A 21,960-nucleotide genomic window follows, 5' to 3' on the forward strand; every position below is an offset into this window, starting at 1 on the left:
TTAACTGAATAAGGTTTGTCATACTCGCGTTATCAGCAACCGGTTTTCAGTAAAGGAATGGCAACGTGATTTATGCTTTGATTGCGGCGATTGGACTTTCTCTTTTTATCTATAGCATCACAGCTAGACAACTAGATAGGGCGGAGCTCACCGCCCCGATGTGGTTTATGCTAACCGGTGGAGTTATCGGGTTAGCGCTTGGTAATACTGAGGATGGACAGCAGGCATTCGCTGTTGATATTGATGGTTTACAAACACTGCTGCCAGTTATTGAGCTGACGCTTGCGATTTATCTATTCTCCGATGCTGCAAAAACACGACTACGGGTGCTATCCCACAGTTTCCAGCTACCAGTTAAATTATTGCTCGGGCTGCCATTAACAATGGTATTCGGTGCTTGGATAGCTCATGAGCTGTTTCAGTTATCTTGGTTGGCTTGCTTTTTAATTGCGGTAATAATCACTCCAACCGATGCCACTTTATGCAAAACCTTCATTCAGGATAAGTCTGTGCCCACCAGATTCCGTGAGGCAATTAATGTAGAAAGTGGCCTAAATGATGGCCTATGTATTCCGGTATTTCTGTTCTTACTGGGAGTATTAGCTGAGCGAACGCAAGCGACAACTGAATCATTTGCTGGGATTTTTATACGAGAAGTAGGGACTGCACTTGTTGTCTCGGGGTTACTGACCGGGGCGATCATTTGGTTACTTAAACGTGCCTATCAACATCATTTTTTTGCGTCTAAAACCAGCCCTTTTCTCTTTGTTGGTATCGCTTTTTTAGTTTTCTCGGTAACCCAAGTACTGCATGGCAGCGGTTTTATTGCTGCATTTGTCTGCGGTTTGCTGTTTGATAAATATTATCGTGATGCGTTTAAAGATCAGCTTATCGAGGAAGGGGAACACCTCGCTGAATTTGCGGCTTTTATCATTTGGATTGTGTTTGGTTTGTCGGCCAGTGTGGTGCTTTTGGCAGTCACAGAGTGGCAGGTTTGGGTGTACGCAGTGTTGGCGACCGCCTTATTTAGATTGCTCCCAGTATACCTTTGTTTATTAGGTGGTGATCTGACAACCAAAGAGCGTTTTACTTTAGCATGGTTTGGCCCTAAAGGCTTGGCGTCGGTGGTGCTAACCTTAATGCTACTCAGCGAAGAGTTGCCAAATGGTTTGCTAATTACTCAAGTGGCGATGGCAACGGTGTTGCTGAGCATTTTTGTATTTGGGCTATCTAGTCGACCCATTTCTAAATTATTTACCAGTACTTTAGGCAGAGAGTGATGACTCTACATCATGAAAACTATACAGAGTAACTTCGCGCCAAAATTGTATTGTTATATTATAACTAATTGTAAAGTAATATAATTTTTGTCACTTTGCTGAAATAAAAAAGTCATGTAACGCGCCTAGACTGTGCCTGCCTTACAGACAAATATTACGTTTCAGGAACAGTACAATGAATAAAAAGTTACTTACAGTTGCTATCTCTGCAATATTACTTACCGCGTGTGATGACGATACTAAAACCGTTGAGGTGATCAAAGAAGTTGAAGTCATCAAAGAGGTTCCAGTGCAAGAAGTGACACAAGTAAAGAATGTGATCCTTATGATCGGCGACGGTATGGGACCACAGCAAGTTGGCTTACTTGAAGAATACGCTCAGCGCGCGCCAAACTCTACTTATAAAAATAAAGGCAACCAAACAGCGCTTTCTAAACTTGCTGCGGGTGGTCATTTGGGTCTATCGCTTAATGCGCCGCATGGGGCAACAGGCAGCCTTGTGACTGATTCCGCTTGTTCTGCAACACAGTTAGCTACAGGCATTGCAGCTGGCTCTGAAATGATAGGTCTTGATGCCGAAGGTAATAAAGTTGCAACTATCTTAGAAAAAGCTAAAGCAGCCGGTAAAGCAACAGGTCTTGTGTCTGACACCCGTATCACTCATGCAACACCTGCGGCTTTCGCCGCACATATGCCGCATCGTTCTTATGAAGCAGAAATCGCCGAACAGTTGGTACGTTCAGGCAATGTTGATGTGATGCTATCTGGTGGTGCGCGTGTATTTTTACCAAAGAGTACACCAGATAATGCAGAGCTTAAAGCTCAGTTTGATGCGCTTGGTATGCCAAGTAGTGTGTATAAAAAATCAAAGCGTGGTGATGAAACAAATCTCGTTGTTGAAGCAAAAGAGCAGCACGGTTATGGCCTTGCTTTTGATAAAGCACAGCTAAATAGTTTGGAAGGTGAGAAAGTACTTGGTCTATTTGCAAACTCAGGTATGAATGACGCCATTGCTTATAAAGCTTGTCAACAAAACGACAGCTGTACACAGCCTTCACTAAAAGAAATGACAATTAAGGCTTTAGATATTTTATCTAAAGATGAAGATGGCTTTTTCTTAATGATTGAAGGTGGTCAAATTGATTGGGCGGGTCACGCAAACGATGCGGGTTGGATGTTAAACGAGCTGCTTAAATTTGATGAAGCTGTTGAAGCTGTGCATGAATGGGTAAAAGACCGTAACGATACACTAGTCGTTGTGACTGCAGACCATGAAACGGGCAGTTTTGGTTTTAGTTATTCAAAGCATGAGCGACCAGAAGCACAGACGCTGTCTGGTGATGGTATGTATGTTAACGGTGTTGCAAAAGAATATCACCCCAAGTTTAACTTTGGCCCACTTGCGCAATTAGACAAGCTTTACGCACAAACGGGCACCTTCTTCGATATTCTAGCGGCAGCAGCTCCAGATGAAGCCTATGAGAATGTGTCTGGCTCAACGTGGCAAGCAACAATTGCAGATATGACAGCGTATACAGTGACGCTAGATAACGCGGCAAAAGTTGGTCAGAGCGTATACGATGAAAATAGCGCGGATATGATCCCTGCGTTTGAAGACTTTAGTGATTTCTATGTGTATGCGAAAGAAGACTATACAGGTAAAATTGCACGAGCGCTTGCGTCAGAGCAAAACGTTGTTTGGGGCACGGGCACCCATACCGCTGCCCCTGTCCCTGTTTATGCTTATGGCCCAGAAGGGGTAACTAAGCAATTTTCAACGATGCAGCATCACGTTGATATTGCTAATAAAATGATGACTGCGCTTGGTTTAACTGAATAAACCAAGCTCAAAACTCATTAAGCCACAGCAATGTGGCTTTTTTCTGTCATTAAGGCCAGAAACTCATTTTGTGGTAGCGGCTTTGAATAGTAATAGCCTTGACCAAAGTCGCATCCTGCTTGTTTTAGCAGTTGATGTTGAGTGGCTGTTTCGACGCCTTCAGCAATAACACGTAAGCCCAATCGATGTGCCATTAGAATGATGGTCTCACAAAGTGTTAAATCGTCTTCATTAGTGGCGATACTGTCCACAAAGCGCTTATCTATTTTTACAAAATGGCAATCTAATTGTTGTAAATAAGCCAAAGAAGAATAACCGGTGCCAAAGTCATCAAGTGCAAATTGAAAACCATGTTGTTTTAGTCGCTCAACACGTTGCTTAGTACGACTATCATTATGCAGCATCATACCTTCAGTAACTTCGAGCACGACTTGCTTTGCAGCGATGTTTAACGTGGTTAATTTGTCATGCCAAGATGCAAGTGTGCAGTTTTTCGCGGCAAATTGTACCGGAGATACATTAATACTTATTTGGGTATCATGACCTAAGTGCTGTAACTGAGTCAGGGTATCCAGTGATTGTGTGAAAGCAAAATCACCAATATTGTGAATTAATTGGGTTTCTTCAGCTAAGGGAATAAACTCAGCTGGGCTTACCATACCTTGCTCAGGATGACGCCATCGTATCAGTGCTTCTGCTTTTACAATATGGTTGTCATGCAATGACACAATCGGCTGATAGTGCATTTCAAACTGGCTGTGATTGAGCGCTGTTCGGATACCTTTAAGCATTTGCATTCTTGATTCTGCTACTTTTCGCAAAGTATCATCAAAGATGACATAGCCGTTGCGGCCTTGTTGCTTCGCTCGATACATTGCTTGGTCGGCGGCTTTTAATAGTGACTCAGCGCCATTACCGTCGTTTGGGGTCGCGGCAATTCCAATACTCGCAGTAATGTGGCACTGCTCATCTTGGATCTCAAATGGCTGTTTTAATGCGGACTGAATTTGCGCGGCGAGTGCCTTACACTCGGTTTTATCCTTATCATCAGGTAGGACAAACACAAACTCATCACCACCAATACGTGATAAAAACGCCTGCGGTGAGATTTTTTTGAGCCGCTCGGCCACGGATTTTAGTAATAAATCACCGTAATAGTGACCTAAAGTATCGTTAATATCTTTAAAATTATCGAGATCTAGTAGTAATACAGCCGTGCGTCGTTTGCTACTATTAACTTGCTTTTTCAGGTGCTTTTTGAGGCCAACGCGATTGTGCAGATCTGTTAGTTCGTCAAAATGCGCCTGTCGCCAAATTAGCGCATCTTTTCGTTTTATTTCTGTAATATCGGTGAAAATAGCAACACGACGGTAGATCTCTCGATTCTTGTCATAGACACTGTCGATGGTTAACCACTCGGTATACAGTTCACCATTTTTCTTGCGATTAACGATTTCACCTTGCCAGCGACCATGTTCATTTAATTGTTTCCACATAAGTTTATAGAAGCTGTGATCATGCTGCCCAGAGCTTAGTATGGAGGTTGATTTACCTAATACTTCTGCACGGGTGTATCCTGTCACTTTAGTAAATGCAAGGTTAGCGTCTAATATAAAGCCATTAGCGTCGGTAATTATCATGCACTCGCTACTGTTATTGTAAACTAGCGCCGCCAGATTTAAGGCTTCTTCTTGGTGTTTACGCTGACTAATATCACGAAAAATAAGCAGGGCTTGAGGGTGTGACTCAATCGCACACAGGCGACACTCAACAACTTGATTGGCTGTGGGGGAAAACTCCAGTTGTACGTAGGTGTCATCGTTTAACATCGCGAGCTCTGCACAGATCCTCTTGTATATATGCTCGGGCAACAGTGCCTCTAGGGTGTGAGCACCATCTGTGTAAGCACCATATCGAGACAAAATTTGTGCGTGTTGGTCTAGGCGTACATAACTATCTGGTAAGGCATTAATCAACGCTCTGACTACCGCGAGTCTGTGGTTGGCGTTATCTTCTGCGGCTAGCCTCGTTCTTGCCATGTGTGCAAAACGTTCAGCAATATGCTCAAACTCACTCGGTACTTTTGTAGCTTCAAAATCAGAGTCTTGTTTACCGGATTCTAATTTGGCAATGGCGTGCGTTAAAGTTCGTAATGGTTTAAGCAGTTGCTGTTTTAGCTGCCAATGTGTTTGCCAAAATAACAGGGCGACCACCGAAAAGAAAATCCCCAAGAATATGGCAAAGCGGTTGTCAATCTTGCTTAACTGAGATTCAAAATCAAAACTAAAATAAATTTGTAAAGCGCGGCCGCTGCTATCTAAAGGTTGTTTAACATAGACTAAGCGGTTGCCTTGTGGCGTTTTAAGTAAGGTTGCTTGCTGTTGCAAATTGCGAGGCCAAGCTGTACTTACAGCGCGACCAAGCTCAGCCTTAGAGGCTGGGTATTGTGCAATGATCTGATCTTTTGCATCAGCTATCATAACGCGCGTCCCAACAGGCAAAGGTAGTTTTGCAAGGGTTTGACTCCAATGAGTCAAGCCTTTTACGGCAACGAGCATAAACAAAAACTGCTGCTGTTGATCATAAATAGGCAGTGCAAAGTTCACGGTAGCGCGCTGCATGCTTCTGTCTATCTGGTATTCACCGACACTGAATTTGGCGGTGCGCATGGCCGCTTTAAAATAGCCTCTGTCAGCAATATTAATGGCACCTTGTCCGGTTTGGTGCGTGGTGCAGAGAACATCTCCTTGGGCGTTGACTATGCCTAGGTTCGCCAAATTTGGGCTGAGAAGCATCGCATGATACAAAAGGGCAGGGCAATTGCCATTGTCTACTTTAAGGTGGTCAATACGAGTCGATAATTGCTGCAACACAAGTTCTGTATCGGCAAGCTCTACCTGTTGGATAGCCGCAACCTGCTTAGCATAATGTAAAGCTTGCTGTGACTGTTGTGTTAACGCCTGCTGACGTTGCTCACATAATAAGAATAAAATAATGATCAAACATGGTAAGCAGAGTAGAACAAGTAAGCGATAAAATCGAAACTTTATTGAAGAATTTAGAATAATCCCACCTGTGGAGCTGATCAAAGAGCGCGAATGATACCGAATCCAAAGGGGACAACCAAGCAAATTTGCATAAATAATTCACTGTTTTTGGGACTGTCACACTCTCCTTGAAGTTAGGAATTTTTAATTTCTAATTTTAAAGTATGAGATGATTATCAAGTCAAAATTATTGGTGTTTTTTCTGTTCTCCACTTTTTTCCACCAAATTCATGATCTTCCACAAATCCCGCGATTTTTCTGGCTTGCAAAGGTGTTAAAGGTACCGACTTAGCTTGACAAAAGTGCTTGTCAAGCCCTAAACTGTTCTTCTGTGGTAAAAAGTGGGTTTTAGTGGTTCAAACTGGATCAGCCAACTTATAAATAGGGTCACTCATGTTTCGAGGTGCAAGTTCGCTAGCTTTGGATGACAAAGGGCGCTTTGCGGTACCAACCAAGTACCGTCAACCGCTGCTGTCTGAAGCTCAGGGGACGGTTATTTGTACTATTGCGATCAATGAACCTTGTTTGTGGCTTTACCCACTCACCGAATGGCTAGAAATTGAGACCAAATTAAGTCGCATCTCTAACACCAATCCCAGAGTAAGGCGCTGGCAACGCATGTTGCTCGGTCATGCTACAGAATACCAACTAGATAAAAACGGCAGAATTTTATTAGCTCCGGCACTACGAGCACATGCACAGCTTGGGAAAAAAATTATGCTAGTTGGATTGCTAAATAAATTTGAAATTTGGGATGAAGAACGCTGGTATCAGCAAATGCAAGCAGATACTGAAATTGAACATTCAGGAAACTTTGAGGAAAGCCCTGAATTGGAAAACTTTTCCTTGTAGGGGTAGATAAATTAATGAGCGAAGAGTTTAAGCATATTTCGGTGTTAATGGCCGAGACATTAGATGCTCTAGCAATCAATCCCGAAGGTATTTATATCGACGGAACATTTGGACGAGGTGGGCACTCAGGCGAAATCCTCAAGCGATTAACCTCTGGGCGTTTGCAAGCGATTGATCAGGATCCTCAAGCGATCAAAGCTGCTCAGAAGTTTGCTGATGATACGCGCTTTGCAATCGCGCGCAGTCGTTTTTCAGAAATAAAATCAGTCGCTGAAGAGGCTGGAATTTTAGGTCAAGTCGACGGTATTTTACTGGATATAGGCGTGTCTTCTCCTCAACTTGACGATGCCGATCGTGGTTTTAGTTTTATGAAAGACGGGCCACTGGATATGCGGATGGATCCTGATTCGGGTCGAAGTGCTGCTCAATGGCTCGCTGAAGCTGAGCTAGAAGAAATGGTGTTTGTGATAAAAAAATACGGTGAAGAGAAGTTTGCCACCCGTATTGCACGTAAAATCATCGAAACACGCGAGCACACCGCAATTACCACCACGGCGCAATTAGCGCAATTAATTGATGATGCTGTGCCTGTAAAAGATAAGCACAAGCACCCCGCAACTCGCACTTTTCAAGCTATTCGAATTTACATTAACAGTGAGTTAGAAGAAATTCAGACGGCATTGCAAGCCTCCCTAGCGGTATTAAAACCTGGTGGGCGGTTAGTGGTGATCTCGTTCCATTCCTTAGAAGATCGTATCGTAAAGCAGTTTATCAAGAAGCAGAGTAAGGGAGAGGCGATACCCAGAGGTCTGCCTTTAACGGATGAACAACTTAAACAAAATCTCACCTTAAAGGCCGTGGGTAAAGCCATTAAACCGAGCGATCAAGAGATTGCACTGAACCCACGCTCTCGCAGCTCGGTATTGCGAGTGGCGGAGAAGCTCTAATGAATGCCAGCAAGCAACGCCAACCGAATCTGTTTGTCGAAATTAGCCACTTCTTAATTTCTAATAAGCTGACGGCGTTGTTGCTGGTGACGATCTTGATTTCTGCACTTTGTGTTGTTCAGATCACACATTTAACTAGGCAACAATTAATACTACAAGATGAGCTATTACAGCAACGTGATGAATTAGATCTGCAATGGCGTTACCTCGTTGTTGAAGAGGAATTTTATTCACAGCATGCAAGGATTGAAGAGATTGCCAAAATGCAGCTAGAAATGAAACGTCCAACAAGTAAAGACGAACAGGTGATTGTGCTGCCATGAATAAGCCAAAGCAAAAGACTCAATCAATCATCACTTGGCGCTTTGCGCTGGTATGTGGCGTGATGCTTATGGTTTTTATGACTTTGGTCGCACGAGCGGCATTTTTGCAAGTCATAGAGCCTGATAAAGCGATTAAAGAAAACGAAAAGCGTACAGTTCGTGTTGAAAAGTTAAATGTTCAGCGCGGGATGATTTTTGACCGAAATGGCAAAGAGCTAGCGGTAAGCGTACCTGTGGTAAGTGTGTATGCTGATCCTTTGGCGATCGATAAAGCGTTGGCAAAAAAGGTACTCCGTAAAGCTCGCAAAGAGGGAGAAGACCACAAGGCATTGGCACAAAATGAGCCAGAGCTGACATTGCGAAAACAAGCTTGGTATGACGATGAGATCCGTTGGAAAGAACTAGCCGATGTGCTCAGGCTAAAACCACAAAGTGTAGATGAACGGCTTAGGGGAGACCCAAGCCGTCGTTTTGTTTATTTAAAGCGGCAAGTGACAGCAGTCGTCGCTAATTATATTCGTCAAATGCGCCTACCAGGCGTTCACCTGCTTGATGAGTCTAAGCGCTTTTACCCAAGTGGTGAAGTCACGGCACATATGATAGGTGTAACCGATATTGACGGCAAAGGTATTGAAGGTGTGGAGCGGATGTTTGATTCTGCACTCACCGGCACTGCTGGTAAACGAACAATCCGTAAAGATGCTCAAGGCCGTGAGGTTCAGGTTTTATCTGAAGAACAACGGGTTGAGCCTGAAGATGTGTACTTAAGTATTGATTTACGTATTCAAGCCATCGCATACCGAGCGCTCAAATCCGCAGTTTTGAGCTACAAGGCGACTTCTGGCTCAGCAATAGTAGTAGATGTTCACACTGGTGAAATTTTAGCTTTAGTAAACAGTCCAAGTTTTAATCCTAATGATCTGAGCACGGCAGCGCCCTATAAACGTCGTAATCGCGCCATGACAGACTTATTTGAGCCAGGTTCAACACTAAAGCCTTTGGCGGTGTTAGCAGGATTACATTATGGCGCAATCCAAGCTAATGACACGATAAATACACACCCTGGTTGGATGAACTTAAGTGGTGGGTTAGTTAAAGATACACGTAATAATGGGGAGCTAAGCCTCAGAGAAATTCTTAAAATCTCCAGTAATATGGGGGTGGCTAAAATTTCGCAAATGCTACCGAAAGAAGCATTCATCAATTTATATCAACAAGCTGGTTTTGGCGAACCGACAGGGTCAAATATGATTGGTGAAAGCGCCGGATTGTTTTATCCAAACCGTCGCTGGTCTAACTTCGAAATAGCAACCTTGTCCTATGGCTACGCGGTTTCTGTGAGTACGGCACAAATGGCAAGGTTATATGCCATGTTTGGCGCTGGGGGCATATTGAGACCTTTGACCATAGTGAAGCAAGACGAAGTCCCAGAGGGGAGACGTATATTTAGCGAGCAAGATACTCAAGCTGTAGTGGAAATGATGGAATCTGTGTTTGAGCGTGGCGGCACCGCCCATAACGTAAAAGTTGATGGGTATCGCGCTGCGGGGAAAACCGGTACTTCAGAAAAAGCAGTAGCAGGCGGCTATGGTGATGAGTATGTCGGTTATTTCGCGGGGGTTGCACCGGTGAGCGATCCGCGACTTGCGGTGGTTGTTATGGTTAATGAGCCAGCAGGTGATGTTTATTACGGCGGCCAAACTGCGGGACCGGCTTTTGCAGAAATCATGTCTAATGCACTAAGAATTTTAAATGTAGCGCCAGATAAAGGGCGTGTAGCGTATGTTTCAGGAGCCGATAATGATGCGTGATTTGGCTCAAATATTAAGTGAATTTGGAGTCAATACTCATACTATTGAAGTTAAGAACTTACGAATTGATAGTAGAGCGATTGAACCTGGAGATTGCTTTATTGCGTTACAGGGGCATACCCAAAACGGCGCTAAATATGCTGCCAGTGCAATTGCGCAAGGAGCTAAGTGCGTATTAGCTGAAACAGCAAGTGAACCAAATGTGGCACCAGAGCAGGTTATTTTTGTGGATAACCTAACTGAGAAACTAGGGGCTATCGCTGCCCAATTTTATTGCCAGCCAAGCAAAAAGCTGAAATTAACAGGGGTGACCGGTACCAACGGCAAGTCTACGACTACTGCCATGATTGCTAATTTAGCCACTTTAATTGGCCGCGCAGGAGCGGTGGTTGGGACTCTTGGCTTTGGTCATCCTGATACACTTATTCCATTGGCAAATACCACGCCATCAAATGTCGACTTACAACGTATTCTCGCTACGTTGAGCCGCGATTTTACGCACGTAGCTATGGAGGTTTCCTCTCACGGTTTAGTTCAGGGGCGCGTTGATGAGTGTAACTTTGATGTGGCGATTTTCACTAACCTGACTCGTGATCACCTTGATTATCATGGTGATATGCAAAGCTACGCAGAAGCCAAAAAATTACTTTTTACTCGTTGTGCGCCTAAGCACAAGGTCATCAACATTGATGACGAGGTTGGCGCTAGCTGGGCGCATGCCCTCAATGATGAAACTCTCGTTGCTTACGGGCGCTGGGATGCAAAACATGCGTTCAAGCAATACGTATTTTTTGATGCAGTATCAACACATCCGCATGGTTTGAGCGCGACATTAAAAACCAGCTGGGGTGAGTGTCAAATTAACGTGCCACTCTATGGTGAGTTTAACCTGTATAACTTAACTGCTGCGTTTGCCAGCTTACTCCTTCAAGGAGAAAGTCTCGAAACACTAGCCTGTGCCTGCGTTAAATTATCGCCGGTAGCTGGGCGTATGGAGCCTTATAGTGCACCAGAAAAGCCAACTTGTATTGTCGATTATGCCCATACCCCCGACGCTTTAGCGCTAGCGTTACAAGCATTACGTGCACATGTCCCAGGCGAACTTATCTGTGTGTTTGGGTGTGGTGGTGATAGAGACAAAGGCAAACGTCCTGAGATGGCCCGAGCGGCGGAAAAGTTTGCGGATAAATTGGTGATCACCAGTGACAATCCTCGCAGTGAAGATCCTAATGTAATCATTGCAGATATTAAGGCAGGACTCATCAACCCTGAGTATGCTGTCTGCCAGCCAGATAGAGGGCTGGCCATTCAACACGCGATAGCGCTGGCTGATAAAAATAGTGTGGTGTTGATCGCGGGTAAAGGTCATGAAGATTATCAGATTATAGGTACTGAGCGCATTGATTTTTGCGATAGGCAATGTGTTACAGCGATTTTAAAAGGGGAAAAGGCATGATCAAGATGGATTTCTCTTGGCTTGCAGCAGTCTTAAAAACCTCTTACAACGGGGAGAATTTGGCAGTCGCTAACATCAATACGGACACCAGAACCATTGAGTCTGGAGAAGTATTTTTAGCGCTTAAAGGGCCTAACTTTGATGGCCATCGCTTTTTGGAAGTGGCTAAGGCGCGGGGCGCGATAGCGGCTATTGTATCTTGCCCCGATGAAGATATTGATTTAGTGCAGTTTGTCGTTGATGACACCCGTATTGCTTTAGGTCAAATTGGTAAAGCTGTGATTGACACTGTGGCGCCTAAAACCATTGCGATCACCGGCAGTGTTGGAAAAACCACGGTAAAGGAAATGTGCGCTGCTATTTTAGCGCAAAAAGGCAAAGTGTTAGCAACAAAAGGTAATTTTAACAATGATATAGGTGTTCCTTTAACCTTGCTGCGGTTGACTGAAGAAGATCAATATGCAGTGGTTGAATTAGGTGCTAATCATTTAGGGGAAATAGCCTATACCACCGCGCTCGTGAGTCCTGATGTTGCCACTGTATGCAACGTTGCACCTGCACACATTGAAGGGTTTGGCTCAATAGATGGTGTAGGTAAAGCCAAAGGGGAAATCTTTTCAGGCCTAAAGGTAAATGGTGTCGCTGTGATTAACGCTGATAGCGATTACGCTGCGATGTGGCAAGAAAACCTAACTGTCACGAATGTTAAACGTTATAGCTTGCATGAACAGCTCGACATATGGGTGGACGAGGTGGCGCTAGACGAGTTGGCTAGACCTACCTTTAAGTTATGCCGAGACAACCAGAGTGTCAGGGTTAGCTTACCACTTTCAGGACAACACAATGTCAGTAATGCGCTCATTGCTGCGGCGTTAACAACTGAGTTAGGTGCCAGTCTTGAAGAAGTGGCTACGGGTCTTGCACAGATGGCTGAAGTGAAAGGCCGAGTCAACATGATCCAAGTGTCAGATACGCTACGAGTTGTTGATGATACTTACAATGCCAATGTCAAGTCGGTCAATGCCGCCATTGATTTACTGGCTTCGATGTCAGGATATAAAGTATTAGCGCTAGGTGATATGGCTGAGCTTGGTGAAGGGGCTCGTGAGTATCACAAAGAAGTAGGCGAGTACGCGAAACAGCAAGGCATTGATGAGTTGTTTTCTTTGGGGGTGCTAAGTAGTAGCGCCAGTAATGTATTTGAAAAACCAAATCGTCATTTCTCCACAAGAGAAAGTTTGATGAAGGCGTTAAAAGTAGTGTTGGCTGAGCAATCAGGCCGATGCACGGTCATTGTAAAAGGATCACGTAGCGCGCGGATGGAATTGCTGGTTGAAGAATTAGTAAACGCTGGCCAGTCGGATAGCGAGACAGGAGAAGTAACATGTTAGTTTGGCTAGCCGAGTATCTTACCCAATACTATTCGGGGTTTAACGTTTTTTCTTACCTCACTTTAAGAGCGATTTTAGGTATTTTAACAGCCTTGATGATCTCTTTATATTTCGGTCCAAAACTTATTGCGGCACTACAGCGCATGCAGATTGGACAAACAGTACGCGATGATGGCCCTGAATCTCATCTTTCTAAATCTGGTACACCAACCATGGGCGGGATTTTGATCCTTGCAGCTATTTTTACCAGCACGTTACTTTGGGGAGATTTGAGTAACAAATATGTATGGGTAACGCTGTTTGTGATCGGCAGTTTGGGTATTGTGGGTTTTGTTGATGATTATCGCAAAGTGATCCGAAAAGATAGTAAAGGCCTTATCGCCCGTTGGAAATACTTTTGGCAGTCAGTGATCGCAATCTCTACCACTGCATTTTTATACATCACCTCAACCAATGCGGCTGAAACAACCCTAGTTGTACCATTTTTGAAAGATGTCCTGCCGCAACTTGGTTTGTTCTACTTGGTGATGAGCTATTTTGTGATTGTGGGCACTTCAAATGCCGTTAACCTTACAGACGGTCTTGATGGGCTGGCGATAGTACCAACTATCTTGGTTGCTTCGGCTCTTGCCATTATCGCTTATGTGACTGGTAACGCGAATTTCTCAAGCTACCTTCATATTCCTCATTTACCACTAACAAGTGAGTTGGTGGTGGTCTGTACTGCAATTGTTGGTGCTGGACTTGGCTTTTTATGGTTTAACACTTATCCCGCACAAGTGTTTATGGGGGATGTTGGCTCGTTAGCCCTTGGTGGTGCACTTGGCATTATTGCAATTCTGGTGCGCCAAGAATTGGTGTTGATCATTATGGGTGGCGTATTTGTTATGGAGGCACTGTCCGTTATTTTACAAGTTGGCTCGTACAAGCTCCGAGGACAGAGAATTTTTAGAATGGCACCTATTCATCATCACTATGAACTAAAAGGCTGGCCTGAACCTCGCGTGATCGTGCGCTTTTGGATCATTTCAATCATTTTGGTGCTAGCAGGTCTTGCCACGTTGAAGATTAGATAATGACGTATATTGAACAATTACAAAAAAAACATATCACCGTACTGGGGCTTGGCGTCACAGGACAAGGGATTGTGCGTTTTTTGTTGTCGCACGGTATCAATCCAAAGGTGGTAGATAGCCGTCCGGTTCCTCCCTGTGCAGATTGGCTGAATCATAATGCACCGGATTGTGAGGCGGTATTTGGCAACCTTGCAGATGCCGCTTTGGCACAGACCGACCTTATCATTATCAGCCCAGGGATCCCGCTTTTTGAACAGAGCGTGGCACAGGCTATTGCTAAGGGAGTGGAGGTAATTGGTGATATTGAACTATTTGCTCGACTGAACACTCGCCCTGTTATTGCTGTAACTGGGTCAAATGGCAAGTCGACAGTGGTGAGTTTAGCAACAGAAGTACTCAAAGCCGCAGGGTTAAAAGTTGGACTTGGCGGAAATATTGGCACGTCAGTACTGTCAATACTTGATGATGAACGCGATGTGTATGTGTTGGAGCTATCTAGTTTTCAGCTAGAAACAACCCACAGCTTAGCTTGTTTGTCTGCGATGATCTTGAATATTACAGAAGATCATATGGACAGGTATCCAGATTTTCAGGCCTATATTAAAGCCAAGCAGCGTATTTATCAGCATGTTGAACATATTGTTTTTAATGCTGAAGATCAACATACCTTTGCAGAACATGGTCAAGGCAGCAGTGTATCCCTCACTGAAGGGGATTATCATTTGATGAAGGTGGCACACGAACCTTATTTTGCCTACAAGCAAACGCCATTATTGCCTGTAAGCTCGCTTGCGATGGTGGGTAAACACAATCAGTTTAATGCTTTGGCCGTGTTGGCATTATTGGCGCCGATGCAGCTGCCAACTAGCGCATTTGTCACTGCATTTGGAGCGTTTCGTGGCTTACCTCATCGCTGTCAATTGGTCGCGGATGTTGCTGGCGTGCGCTATTTCAACGATTCGAAAGCCACCAATGTAGGGTCAACGGTGGCTGCGATTGAATCATTAGCAAGCACTAAGCGAAATATTATCTTGATAGCCGGCGGTGATGCCAAAGGTGCCGATTTAACACCGTTGAAAGCACCGCTAAACGCACACTGTAAAGCTCTATTTTGTTTTGGTCAGGACGGTGAGCAGTTTATGCCGCTGCTGCGCAACAGCCATAGAGTCAATAATCTTAAAGAAGCGGTTATTGCGGCAAAGAGTATTGCTACCATTGGGGATATTGTCTTGCTTGCGCCTGCGTGTGCCAGCATAGATATGTATCCAAATTATATGGCTCGCGGTGATGAGTTCGTTCAGTTAGTGGAGGAACACACGCTTGTTTAGTATCACAAACCTAAGAGAGGCTTTAACGCCTCGCCAGTCCGAAAGCTTGTTTGACGTGCCATTGATGTACTGCATGCTGATGCTTATTGGAGTGGGGTTTGTGATGGTCACGAGTGCATCAATGCCGGTTGCCGAGCGCCTGTTTGATAATCCGCTGCACTTTACTATTCGGCATGTCATTTTTTTAGTCGGCTCTTTTTTACTGTTTTGGTTTACCTCAAATATTCCGATGACTTGGTGGAAACGGAGCAATCCATATTTGTTACTTTTTGGACTGATATTATTGGTTGCAGTACTGATTATCGGCAGAGAAGTGAATGGCGCGAGACGATGGATCCCGTTGGGGCCGTTTGGTCTGCAAGTTGCTGAAGCGTCAAAGCTATTTTTCTTTAGTTATATTGCGGGTTATTTGGTACGCAAACGCGATGAAGTACAAGAGAATATCAAAGGCTTCGCCAAGCCCATGATAGTATTTGCGGCTTACGCATTTTTAATTTTAATGCAGCCTGACTTAGGAACTGTAGTGGTCATGTTTGTCACAACGGTTGGTTTGTTATTTTTAGCAGGCGCAAAGTTATGGCAGTTTTTCACTTTGATGTTAACAGGGGTTTCTTTGGTGGTGTTACTCATCATCATTGAGCCTTATCGAATGAAGCGAGTAGTCGGTTTTTTAAATCCTTGGGAAGACCCATTTGGTGCCGGTTATCAATTAGTACAGTCGTTGATGGCTTATGGACAGGGAGGCTGGTTTGGTCAAGGTTTGGGCAATAGCATCCAAAAACTACAATACCTGCCAGAGGCGCATAACGACTTTATTTTTGCTGTCATCGCTGAAGAGCTCGGCTTTGTTGGTGTATTCAGCATTATCATTTTACTGGGTGTGTTAGTGACTCGAGCGCTTTTTATTGGTCAAAAAGCACTGAAGGCCAATAAGGAGTATGAGGGGTACTTTGCGCTGGGGATTGGTATTTGGTTTGCTTTTCAAGCCGTTGTAAATATTGGCGCAAGTGCAGGGATCTTGCCCACCAAAGGCCTCACTCTGCCATTTATCTCTTATGGTGGTTCGAGTCTTTGGGTGATGACAATTGCGGCTGCTATTCTACAGCGTATTGATTTTGAAACTAAAATGTCGACAAGGCAAGCAACATCCCGTGGAGGTAGGCGATGACAAAGCGTCTTCTTGTGGTTGCGGGCGGTACAGGAGGGCACATTTTTCCTGGTATTGCTGTAGCGCAGTTTCTACAAAGCCAAGCCTGGCTAGTGAGCTGGGTTGGGACTGCCGATAGAATGGAAGCCGACGTGGTTCCACGTTACGGCTTTGAGATAGATTTTATTGCCATGAAAGGGGTTCGTGGTAATGGTATAAAACGCTTAATTACCGCGCCATTTATGGTGCTGAAGGCCATACTTGCAGCCAAAAAGATATTGCGACAACGTAAGCCCGATGTGGTTTTGGCTATGGGAGGCTATGTGACGGGGCCTGTTGGTGTGGCTGCAAAACTGCTTGGGATCCCTTTGGTGATCCACGAGCAAAATGCAGTTGCGGGAATGAGTAACAAACTGTTGGCTAAAATTGCCACCAAAGTATTGGCAGGGTTTCCAGGCGCATTTAGTGAAAAGCTCGCTGATGTCGTAGGCAACCCTGTGAGAGCGAGTGTGGCCGAGATAACAGAAAAATCGCCTTCGGTACCGCTAAACATATTGATAGTGGGAGGCTCGCTTGGCGCACGAGCACTCAATGAAGTGGTACCTGAAGGGCTGGCTCAGTTACAACAACAAGCACCTGATGTATCACTGGCAGTTCGCCATCAAAGCGGCAAAAACAATCAAAATGACGTGCAAAAACATTATGAAAATGTGGGTGTTAATGCTGAGGTCAGCGAGTTCATTCATGATATGGACACTGCATACGCTTGGTCAGATATTGTAATTTGCCGGGCAGGCGCCTTGACTGTAAGTGAAATCGCGGCTGCTGGAAAAATGGCAGTATTTGTGCCTTTTCCACACGCTGTTGATGATCACCAAACAGCGAATGCTCAGTTTTTAGTCTCAGCGGGGGCTGCACAGCTAGTACAGCAATCACAGTTGAGCGCTGAAACACTCACGCAGATATTATTGCCCTTAGTCACTGAGCCGAAAAAAATTGCACTGATGGCAGCTAAAGCGAGACAATGCGGTAAGTCGGAGGCAACGGCTAAAGTTGCCCATATTTGTACAGAATTATCGAATTAGGAATGTAAATGGAAGCTTCAAGCAGAAGAGCAATGCGACGTATCAACACCATCCACTTTATTGGAATTGGTGGTGCTGGTATGGGTGGTATTGCCGAAGTGCTGGCCTTTGAAGGTTACCGTATCACAGGTTCAGATATTGCTAACAGTGCAATGACTGAGCGTTTAAGCAAAATGGGCGCTGAGGTTTTCATAGGCCACCATGCCGATAATGTAAAAACCGCAGATGTGGTTGTAGTGTCTAGCGCAATTAATGAGCAAAACCCAGAGATCCAAGCTGCGCTTGCCAATCGAACACCGATTGTTCGACGTGCAGAAATGCTTGCCGAACTGATGCGCTTTCGCCACGGTATAGCAGTAGCTGGAACGCATGGCAAAACGACAACAACAAGCTTGATTGCGAGTATTTTTGCCAAGGCACAGTTAGATCCTACTTTTATCATTGGCGGTCTATTAAATAGTGCTGGTAGCAACGCCAAAGTAGGTAGCAGTGAGTACCTTATTGCGGAAGCAGATGAAAGCGATGCGTCGTTTTTACACTTGCAGCCAATGGTATCTGTAGTTACAAATATCGAAGCAGATCATATGGATACTTATGACGGTGACTTTGAAAAAATGAAAGACACCTACATAGAGTTTATCCATAATTTACCGTTTTACGGTTTAGCGGTTGTTTGTATTGACTCCCCTGTAGCAAAAGAGCTACTACCTCGCTTTGCAAGACCCACTATTACTTATGGCGAAGCGGCGGACGCTGACTATCAGTTATTTGATTTCACACAAACACAGAGTGAATCACACTTTAAAGTAAAAACAAAAGAAGGTGAGGTGCTTGAGGTTACACTCAATATGCCAGGTAAGCACAATGCTCTCAATGCTGTGGCATCGATAGCTGTTGCTAAAGATCACAACATTGAAAATGATGCGATTTATCAAGCATTAGCGAGCTTTGAAGGCGTTGGCCGTCGCTTCCAACATTATGGTGCATTTAAAAACGAAGTTGGAGAAGTGATGTTAGTTGATGACTACGGACATCATCCCTCTGAAGTCGCTATGACCATCCAAGCTGCAAAAGCTGGCTGGCCAGATAAGCGCCTTGTGATGATCTATCAGCCTCATCGCTATAGCCGCACAAGAGACCTATATGAAGATTTCGTAAAAGTACTATGTGATGCTGATAAGTTACTGCTGTTGGATGTTTACAGTGCTGGTGAAACACCAATTGTTGGTGCAGATAGTAAAAGTTTGTGCCGTAGCTTACGTCAACGTGGCGTAGAGCCTATCCATATCAGCGATCATGCTGAACTTGCGCAAGTATTAGCAACCACGCTACAAGATGGAGATTTAGTGTTAACGCAAGGAGCTGGTAATATTGGCCAAATCGTAAAACAGCTAGCCGCAACAGGGCTATCAATAGAGCAATTAAAACAGAGTAAGTTATGAGTAGTCAGTTTGGTAAAGTAGCAGTATTACTTGGTGGCAGTTCGGCTGAGCGAGAAGTTTCGCTTAAGTCTGGTAATGCGGTATTAAATGCTTTTGTTAGCCAAGGTGTTGACGCAATTGCTTTTGACCCAGCAGAGCGTAATTTATGGGAACTGAAAGAACTCGGTGTGGAACGCGTATTCATTGCGCTACACGGTCGTGGTGGCGAAGATGGCACGATTCAGGGCGCTCTTGAGTTTATGGGGATCCCATATACAGGTAGCGGTGTATTAGGCAGCGCGCTTGCGATGGATAAAGTTCGCTGTAAGCACTTATTTCAGTCGGCAAAGCTCAGCACTGCACCTTACGCTGTCGTGAGCAAAGAAACGGGATTTGATGCTAAGGCACTCATAGCACAATTTGGTAAAGTCATGGTCAAGCCGAGCCACGAAGGCTCTAGTATTGGTATGGCACAAGCCGATAGTGAAGAAAGCCTCACTGGAGCACTAAATAACGCCTTCAAATTTGACGACCAAGTTTTAGTAGAGCAATGGATCACAGGTCGCGAATTTACGGTGTCCATGCTAGGTAAAGATGCGCTCCCTGTTATTGAAATGCGTACCCCACGTGGGTTTTACGATTACGAAGCTAAGTACCAAGTTAATAGCACTCAATACTATTGCCCTGCAGAGATTAGCGCAGCGCATACTGAACAATTACAGGTGATGGCAAAACACGCGTTTGAATTGGTTGGCGCGACGGGGTGGGGGCGAGTTGACGCAATGCAAGATGAGCAGGGGCATTTCTATTTATTGGAAGTCAATACCGTTCCCGGCATGACAGAAAAGTCTCTCGTGCCTATGGCTGCAAAAGCAACGGGTGTAAGTTTTGAGCAATTAGTTGTTCGCATTTTGGAGCAAACCCTTTAAGATGCGAGCATTTTTGGTGAAGGCAAAGCTTATCAGTTCCAAAGTGAACTGGCCCCTGTTCTGGGGACTGGGCTTTTTCTTTGCTGTTATTTTTACATTGATACGAGGTACATACTGGGTAAGCGATTGGTTAGTCGTGCATCATGATGCACAGATAAAAACGCTAAAAGTACTTGGTAAGCCTTATTTTACCAATGAAGATGACATTGTAACGGCGATAAAAACGACCGACTTAACGAGTTTCTTTAAATTGGATGTAAAAGCGGTGCATGAGGCCGTAAAGTCGCTTCCATGGATTGCCACGGTATCGGTTAGAAAACAATGGCCGGATACACTGCAAGTATATGTGGTGGAGCATAAACCCGTTGCACATTGGAATAGCGACTTATTACTCAATAGTGATGGTGAAGTATTTCAAGCGATAAGCAACAAATTACCAGAAGGGCTACCGGAGTTATATGGCCCTGAAGGCAGTGCTGAGGAAGCTTGGCACACATTTAAGCAGTTTAAAGCTTTATTGGCCGTGAACCAGTTTAGGTTGGAGAGCCTCGCGCTTTCTGAACGTTTTGCTTGGCAATTATGGCTAGATAACGGCATCCGCTTGAATTTGGGACGAGAAGATAAAGCCAAACGAGTACAACGTTTTATAGATGTATATCCTCGCATGGAGCGCCCTGAAGGCAAAGTGATAGACGTGATTGATTTAAGATACGACACGGGACTGGCAGTGAGTTGGAAAGAACCCATTGAGCAGAAAGAACAACAAAATAACAAGAGTGAAGCATGACGAAGTCGGCAGAAAGAAACTTAGTGATTGGATTGGATGTGGGCACATCAAAGGTCGTCGCCACGGTTGGGGAAATCACTGTGGACAATCAACTTAGTATTGTCGGTGTTGGGCGCCAAGATTCTCACGGAATGGACAAAGGCGGAGTGAATGACTTAGACCTTGTTTCTGAATCCATCAAACGTGCCGTAGATGAAGCTGAGCTAATGGCAGATTGTCGAATTAGCTCGGTATATTTGGGGATTTCTGGCAAACACATTCAATGTCAAAATGAAAGCGGTGTGGTCGCAATTAACAACGCGGAAGTGACGGATGATGATATTGCCAATGTTATCCATATTGCACGCTCTGTGCCTATGTCTGCTGAGCGCAAAATGCTGCATTCATTGCCACAGGAATATAGCATCGATATGCAAGAGGGAATTAAAAACCCACTAGGCATGAGCGGTGTTCGAATGGAGGCAAAAGCTCATATTATTACATGCTCGAATGATATGGCTAAAAACATCGAAAAGTGTGTTGAACGCTGCGGTCTACAAGTTGATCAGTTGACGTTTAATGCACTGGCGTCGTGCTACTCGGTACTGACGGAAGATGAAAAAGAACTGGGTGTTGCAGTATTAGATATCGGTGGTGGCACCATGGATATTGCAATTTATGTTAATGGTGCATTGCGTCATACCGCGGTTATTCCTGTTGCTGGAAATCAAGTGACGGGAGATATTGCAAAAATATTTAGAACACCTATTTCGCATGCCGAGTCTCTGAAAGTACAATATGCGTATGCCGCAAGCCAAATGGCCTCAAGTGAAGAAACCATAGAAGTACCAAGTGTGGGTGGGCGACCTGCACGGATAATGTCGCGTCATACATTATCTGAAGTAGTAGAGCCTAGATTCAGAGAGCTATTTGAATTAGCGCAAGACGAAATTCGTCGTTCTGGGTTTGAAGACCAAATTGCGGCTGGCCTTGTGCTCACCGGCGGTAGCGCCAAGATGCAAGGAGCACAAGAAGTAGCTGAAGATATATTCCAAATGCCAGTCAGAATAGGTAAACCGATTGGTATTAAAGGATTAACTGATTATGTGGATGACCCTGCATATGCAACAGCCGTTGGCCTATTACAATATGGTCGATCGCTGCAATCGATGAATGCACAGAAGTCGAAAGCAGATGTAGAGGGGAGTTGGTGGAACCGTGTTACAAAATGGTTCCAAGGCGAGTTTTAATACTCAAGTCG

Annotated in this window: 17 protein-coding genes; 16 read left to right on the forward strand and 1 reads right to left on the reverse strand. The window is 44.6% G+C overall.

Annotated features, from left to right (window positions below):
• Nucleotides 1–65: 65 nt before the first annotated feature.
• Complete coding sequence (locus tag F9Y84_RS04090; protein ID WP_147389038.1) at nucleotides 66–1,280, forward strand: cation:proton antiporter; 1,215 nt, start codon at nucleotides 66–68, stop codon at nucleotides 1,278–1,280.
• Between the two features lie 175 nt (nucleotides 1,281–1,455).
• Nucleotides 1,456–3,120, forward strand: coding sequence for an alkaline phosphatase (locus F9Y84_RS04095; RefSeq protein ID WP_147389039.1), 1,665 nt, complete (start codon nucleotides 1,456–1,458; stop codon nucleotides 3,118–3,120).
• Between the two features lie 17 nt (nucleotides 3,121–3,137).
• On the opposite strand, the gene F9Y84_RS04100 is transcribed toward F9Y84_RS04095, so the two are convergent.
• On the reverse strand, nucleotides 3,138–6,122 hold the full coding sequence (locus F9Y84_RS04100) for a bifunctional diguanylate cyclase/phosphodiesterase (protein ID WP_211091545.1): 2,985 nt from the start codon (nucleotides 6,120–6,122) through the stop codon (nucleotides 3,138–3,140).
• A 438-nt stretch (nucleotides 6,123–6,560) separates the two neighbouring features.
• On the opposite strand from F9Y84_RS04100, the gene mraZ reads away from it, so the two are divergent.
• From mraZ to ftsA, 14 genes are read left to right on the forward strand one after another with little or no spacing between them, the layout of a single operon-like run.
• Nucleotides 6,561–7,019 carry a division/cell wall cluster transcriptional repressor MraZ gene (mraZ, locus tag F9Y84_RS04105; RefSeq protein WP_125251058.1) on the forward strand — a complete coding sequence of 153 codons (459 nt, stop codon included), beginning with the start codon at nucleotides 6,561–6,563 and terminating at the stop codon, nucleotides 7,017–7,019.
• Between the two features lie 14 nt (nucleotides 7,020–7,033).
• Entirely contained in the window at nucleotides 7,034–7,966 is a 933-nt protein-coding gene (gene rsmH / locus F9Y84_RS04110) for a 16S rRNA (cytosine(1402)-N(4))-methyltransferase RsmH (protein WP_125251059.1), read from the forward strand.
• Nucleotides 7,966–8,289, forward strand: coding sequence for a cell division protein FtsL (gene ftsL, locus F9Y84_RS04115; RefSeq protein WP_128731106.1), 324 nt, complete (start codon nucleotides 7,966–7,968; stop codon nucleotides 8,287–8,289). The genes rsmH and ftsL overlap by 1 nt, the downstream gene beginning before the upstream one ends.
• Entirely contained in the window at nucleotides 8,286–10,100 is a 1,815-nt protein-coding gene (locus F9Y84_RS04120; RefSeq protein WP_128731105.1) for a peptidoglycan D,D-transpeptidase FtsI family protein, read from the forward strand. Before ftsL ends, F9Y84_RS04120 begins: the two co-directional genes overlap by 4 nt.
• A complete protein-coding gene (gene murE / locus F9Y84_RS04125) occupies nucleotides 10,093–11,556 on the forward strand; it encodes a UDP-N-acetylmuramoyl-L-alanyl-D-glutamate--2,6-diaminopimelate ligase (RefSeq protein WP_147389050.1) in 1,464 nt (487 codons plus the stop codon). The genes F9Y84_RS04120 and murE overlap by 8 nt, the downstream gene beginning before the upstream one ends.
• Nucleotides 11,553–12,947 (forward strand): UDP-N-acetylmuramoyl-tripeptide--D-alanyl-D-alanine ligase, encoded by a 1,395-nt coding sequence (locus F9Y84_RS04130; protein WP_147389040.1) that lies wholly within the window; start codon nucleotides 11,553–11,555, stop codon nucleotides 12,945–12,947. Before murE ends, F9Y84_RS04130 begins: the two co-directional genes overlap by 4 nt.
• Complete coding sequence (gene mraY / locus F9Y84_RS04135; protein ID WP_147389041.1) at nucleotides 12,941–14,023, forward strand: phospho-N-acetylmuramoyl-pentapeptide-transferase; 1,083 nt, start codon at nucleotides 12,941–12,943, stop codon at nucleotides 14,021–14,023. The genes F9Y84_RS04130 and mraY overlap by 7 nt, the downstream gene beginning before the upstream one ends.
• On the forward strand, nucleotides 14,023–15,351 hold the full coding sequence (murD, locus tag F9Y84_RS04140) for a UDP-N-acetylmuramoyl-L-alanine--D-glutamate ligase (RefSeq protein WP_147389042.1): 1,329 nt from the start codon (nucleotides 14,023–14,025) through the stop codon (nucleotides 15,349–15,351). Before mraY ends, murD begins: the two co-directional genes overlap by 1 nt.
• Nucleotides 15,344–16,519 carry a cell division protein FtsW gene (gene ftsW / locus F9Y84_RS04145; protein WP_128731102.1) on the forward strand — a complete coding sequence of 392 codons (1,176 nt, stop codon included), beginning with the start codon at nucleotides 15,344–15,346 and terminating at the stop codon, nucleotides 16,517–16,519. Before murD ends, ftsW begins: the two co-directional genes overlap by 8 nt.
• Nucleotides 16,516–17,583: an undecaprenyldiphospho-muramoylpentapeptide beta-N-acetylglucosaminyltransferase gene (murG, locus tag F9Y84_RS04150; RefSeq protein WP_147389043.1), complete on the forward strand. Its 1,068-nt coding sequence runs from the start codon at nucleotides 16,516–16,518 to the stop codon at nucleotides 17,581–17,583. The genes ftsW and murG overlap by 4 nt, the downstream gene beginning before the upstream one ends.
• Before the next feature lie 8 nt (nucleotides 17,584–17,591).
• On the forward strand, nucleotides 17,592–19,025 hold the full coding sequence (murC, locus tag F9Y84_RS04155) for a UDP-N-acetylmuramate--L-alanine ligase (RefSeq protein ID WP_125251067.1): 1,434 nt from the start codon (nucleotides 17,592–17,594) through the stop codon (nucleotides 19,023–19,025).
• Nucleotides 19,022–19,933, forward strand: a complete 912-nt coding sequence (locus F9Y84_RS04160) for a D-alanine--D-alanine ligase (RefSeq protein ID WP_147389044.1) — start codon at nucleotides 19,022–19,024, stop codon at nucleotides 19,931–19,933. Before murC ends, F9Y84_RS04160 begins: the two co-directional genes overlap by 4 nt.
• A gap of 1 nt (nucleotide 19,934) precedes the next feature.
• Nucleotides 19,935–20,720, forward strand: coding sequence for a cell division protein FtsQ/DivIB (locus tag F9Y84_RS04165; RefSeq protein ID WP_147389045.1), 786 nt, complete (start codon nucleotides 19,935–19,937; stop codon nucleotides 20,718–20,720).
• Entirely contained in the window at nucleotides 20,717–21,949 is a 1,233-nt protein-coding gene (gene ftsA, locus F9Y84_RS04170; RefSeq protein WP_125251070.1) for a cell division protein FtsA, read from the forward strand. Before F9Y84_RS04165 ends, ftsA begins: the two co-directional genes overlap by 4 nt.
• Nucleotides 21,950–21,960 lie beyond the last annotated feature (11 nt).

Origin of the sequence: Pseudoalteromonas peptidolytica (assembly GCF_012641745.1) — a bacterium.
Classification (GTDB): Bacteria; Pseudomonadota; Gammaproteobacteria; order Enterobacterales; family Alteromonadaceae; genus Pseudoalteromonas; species Pseudoalteromonas peptidolytica.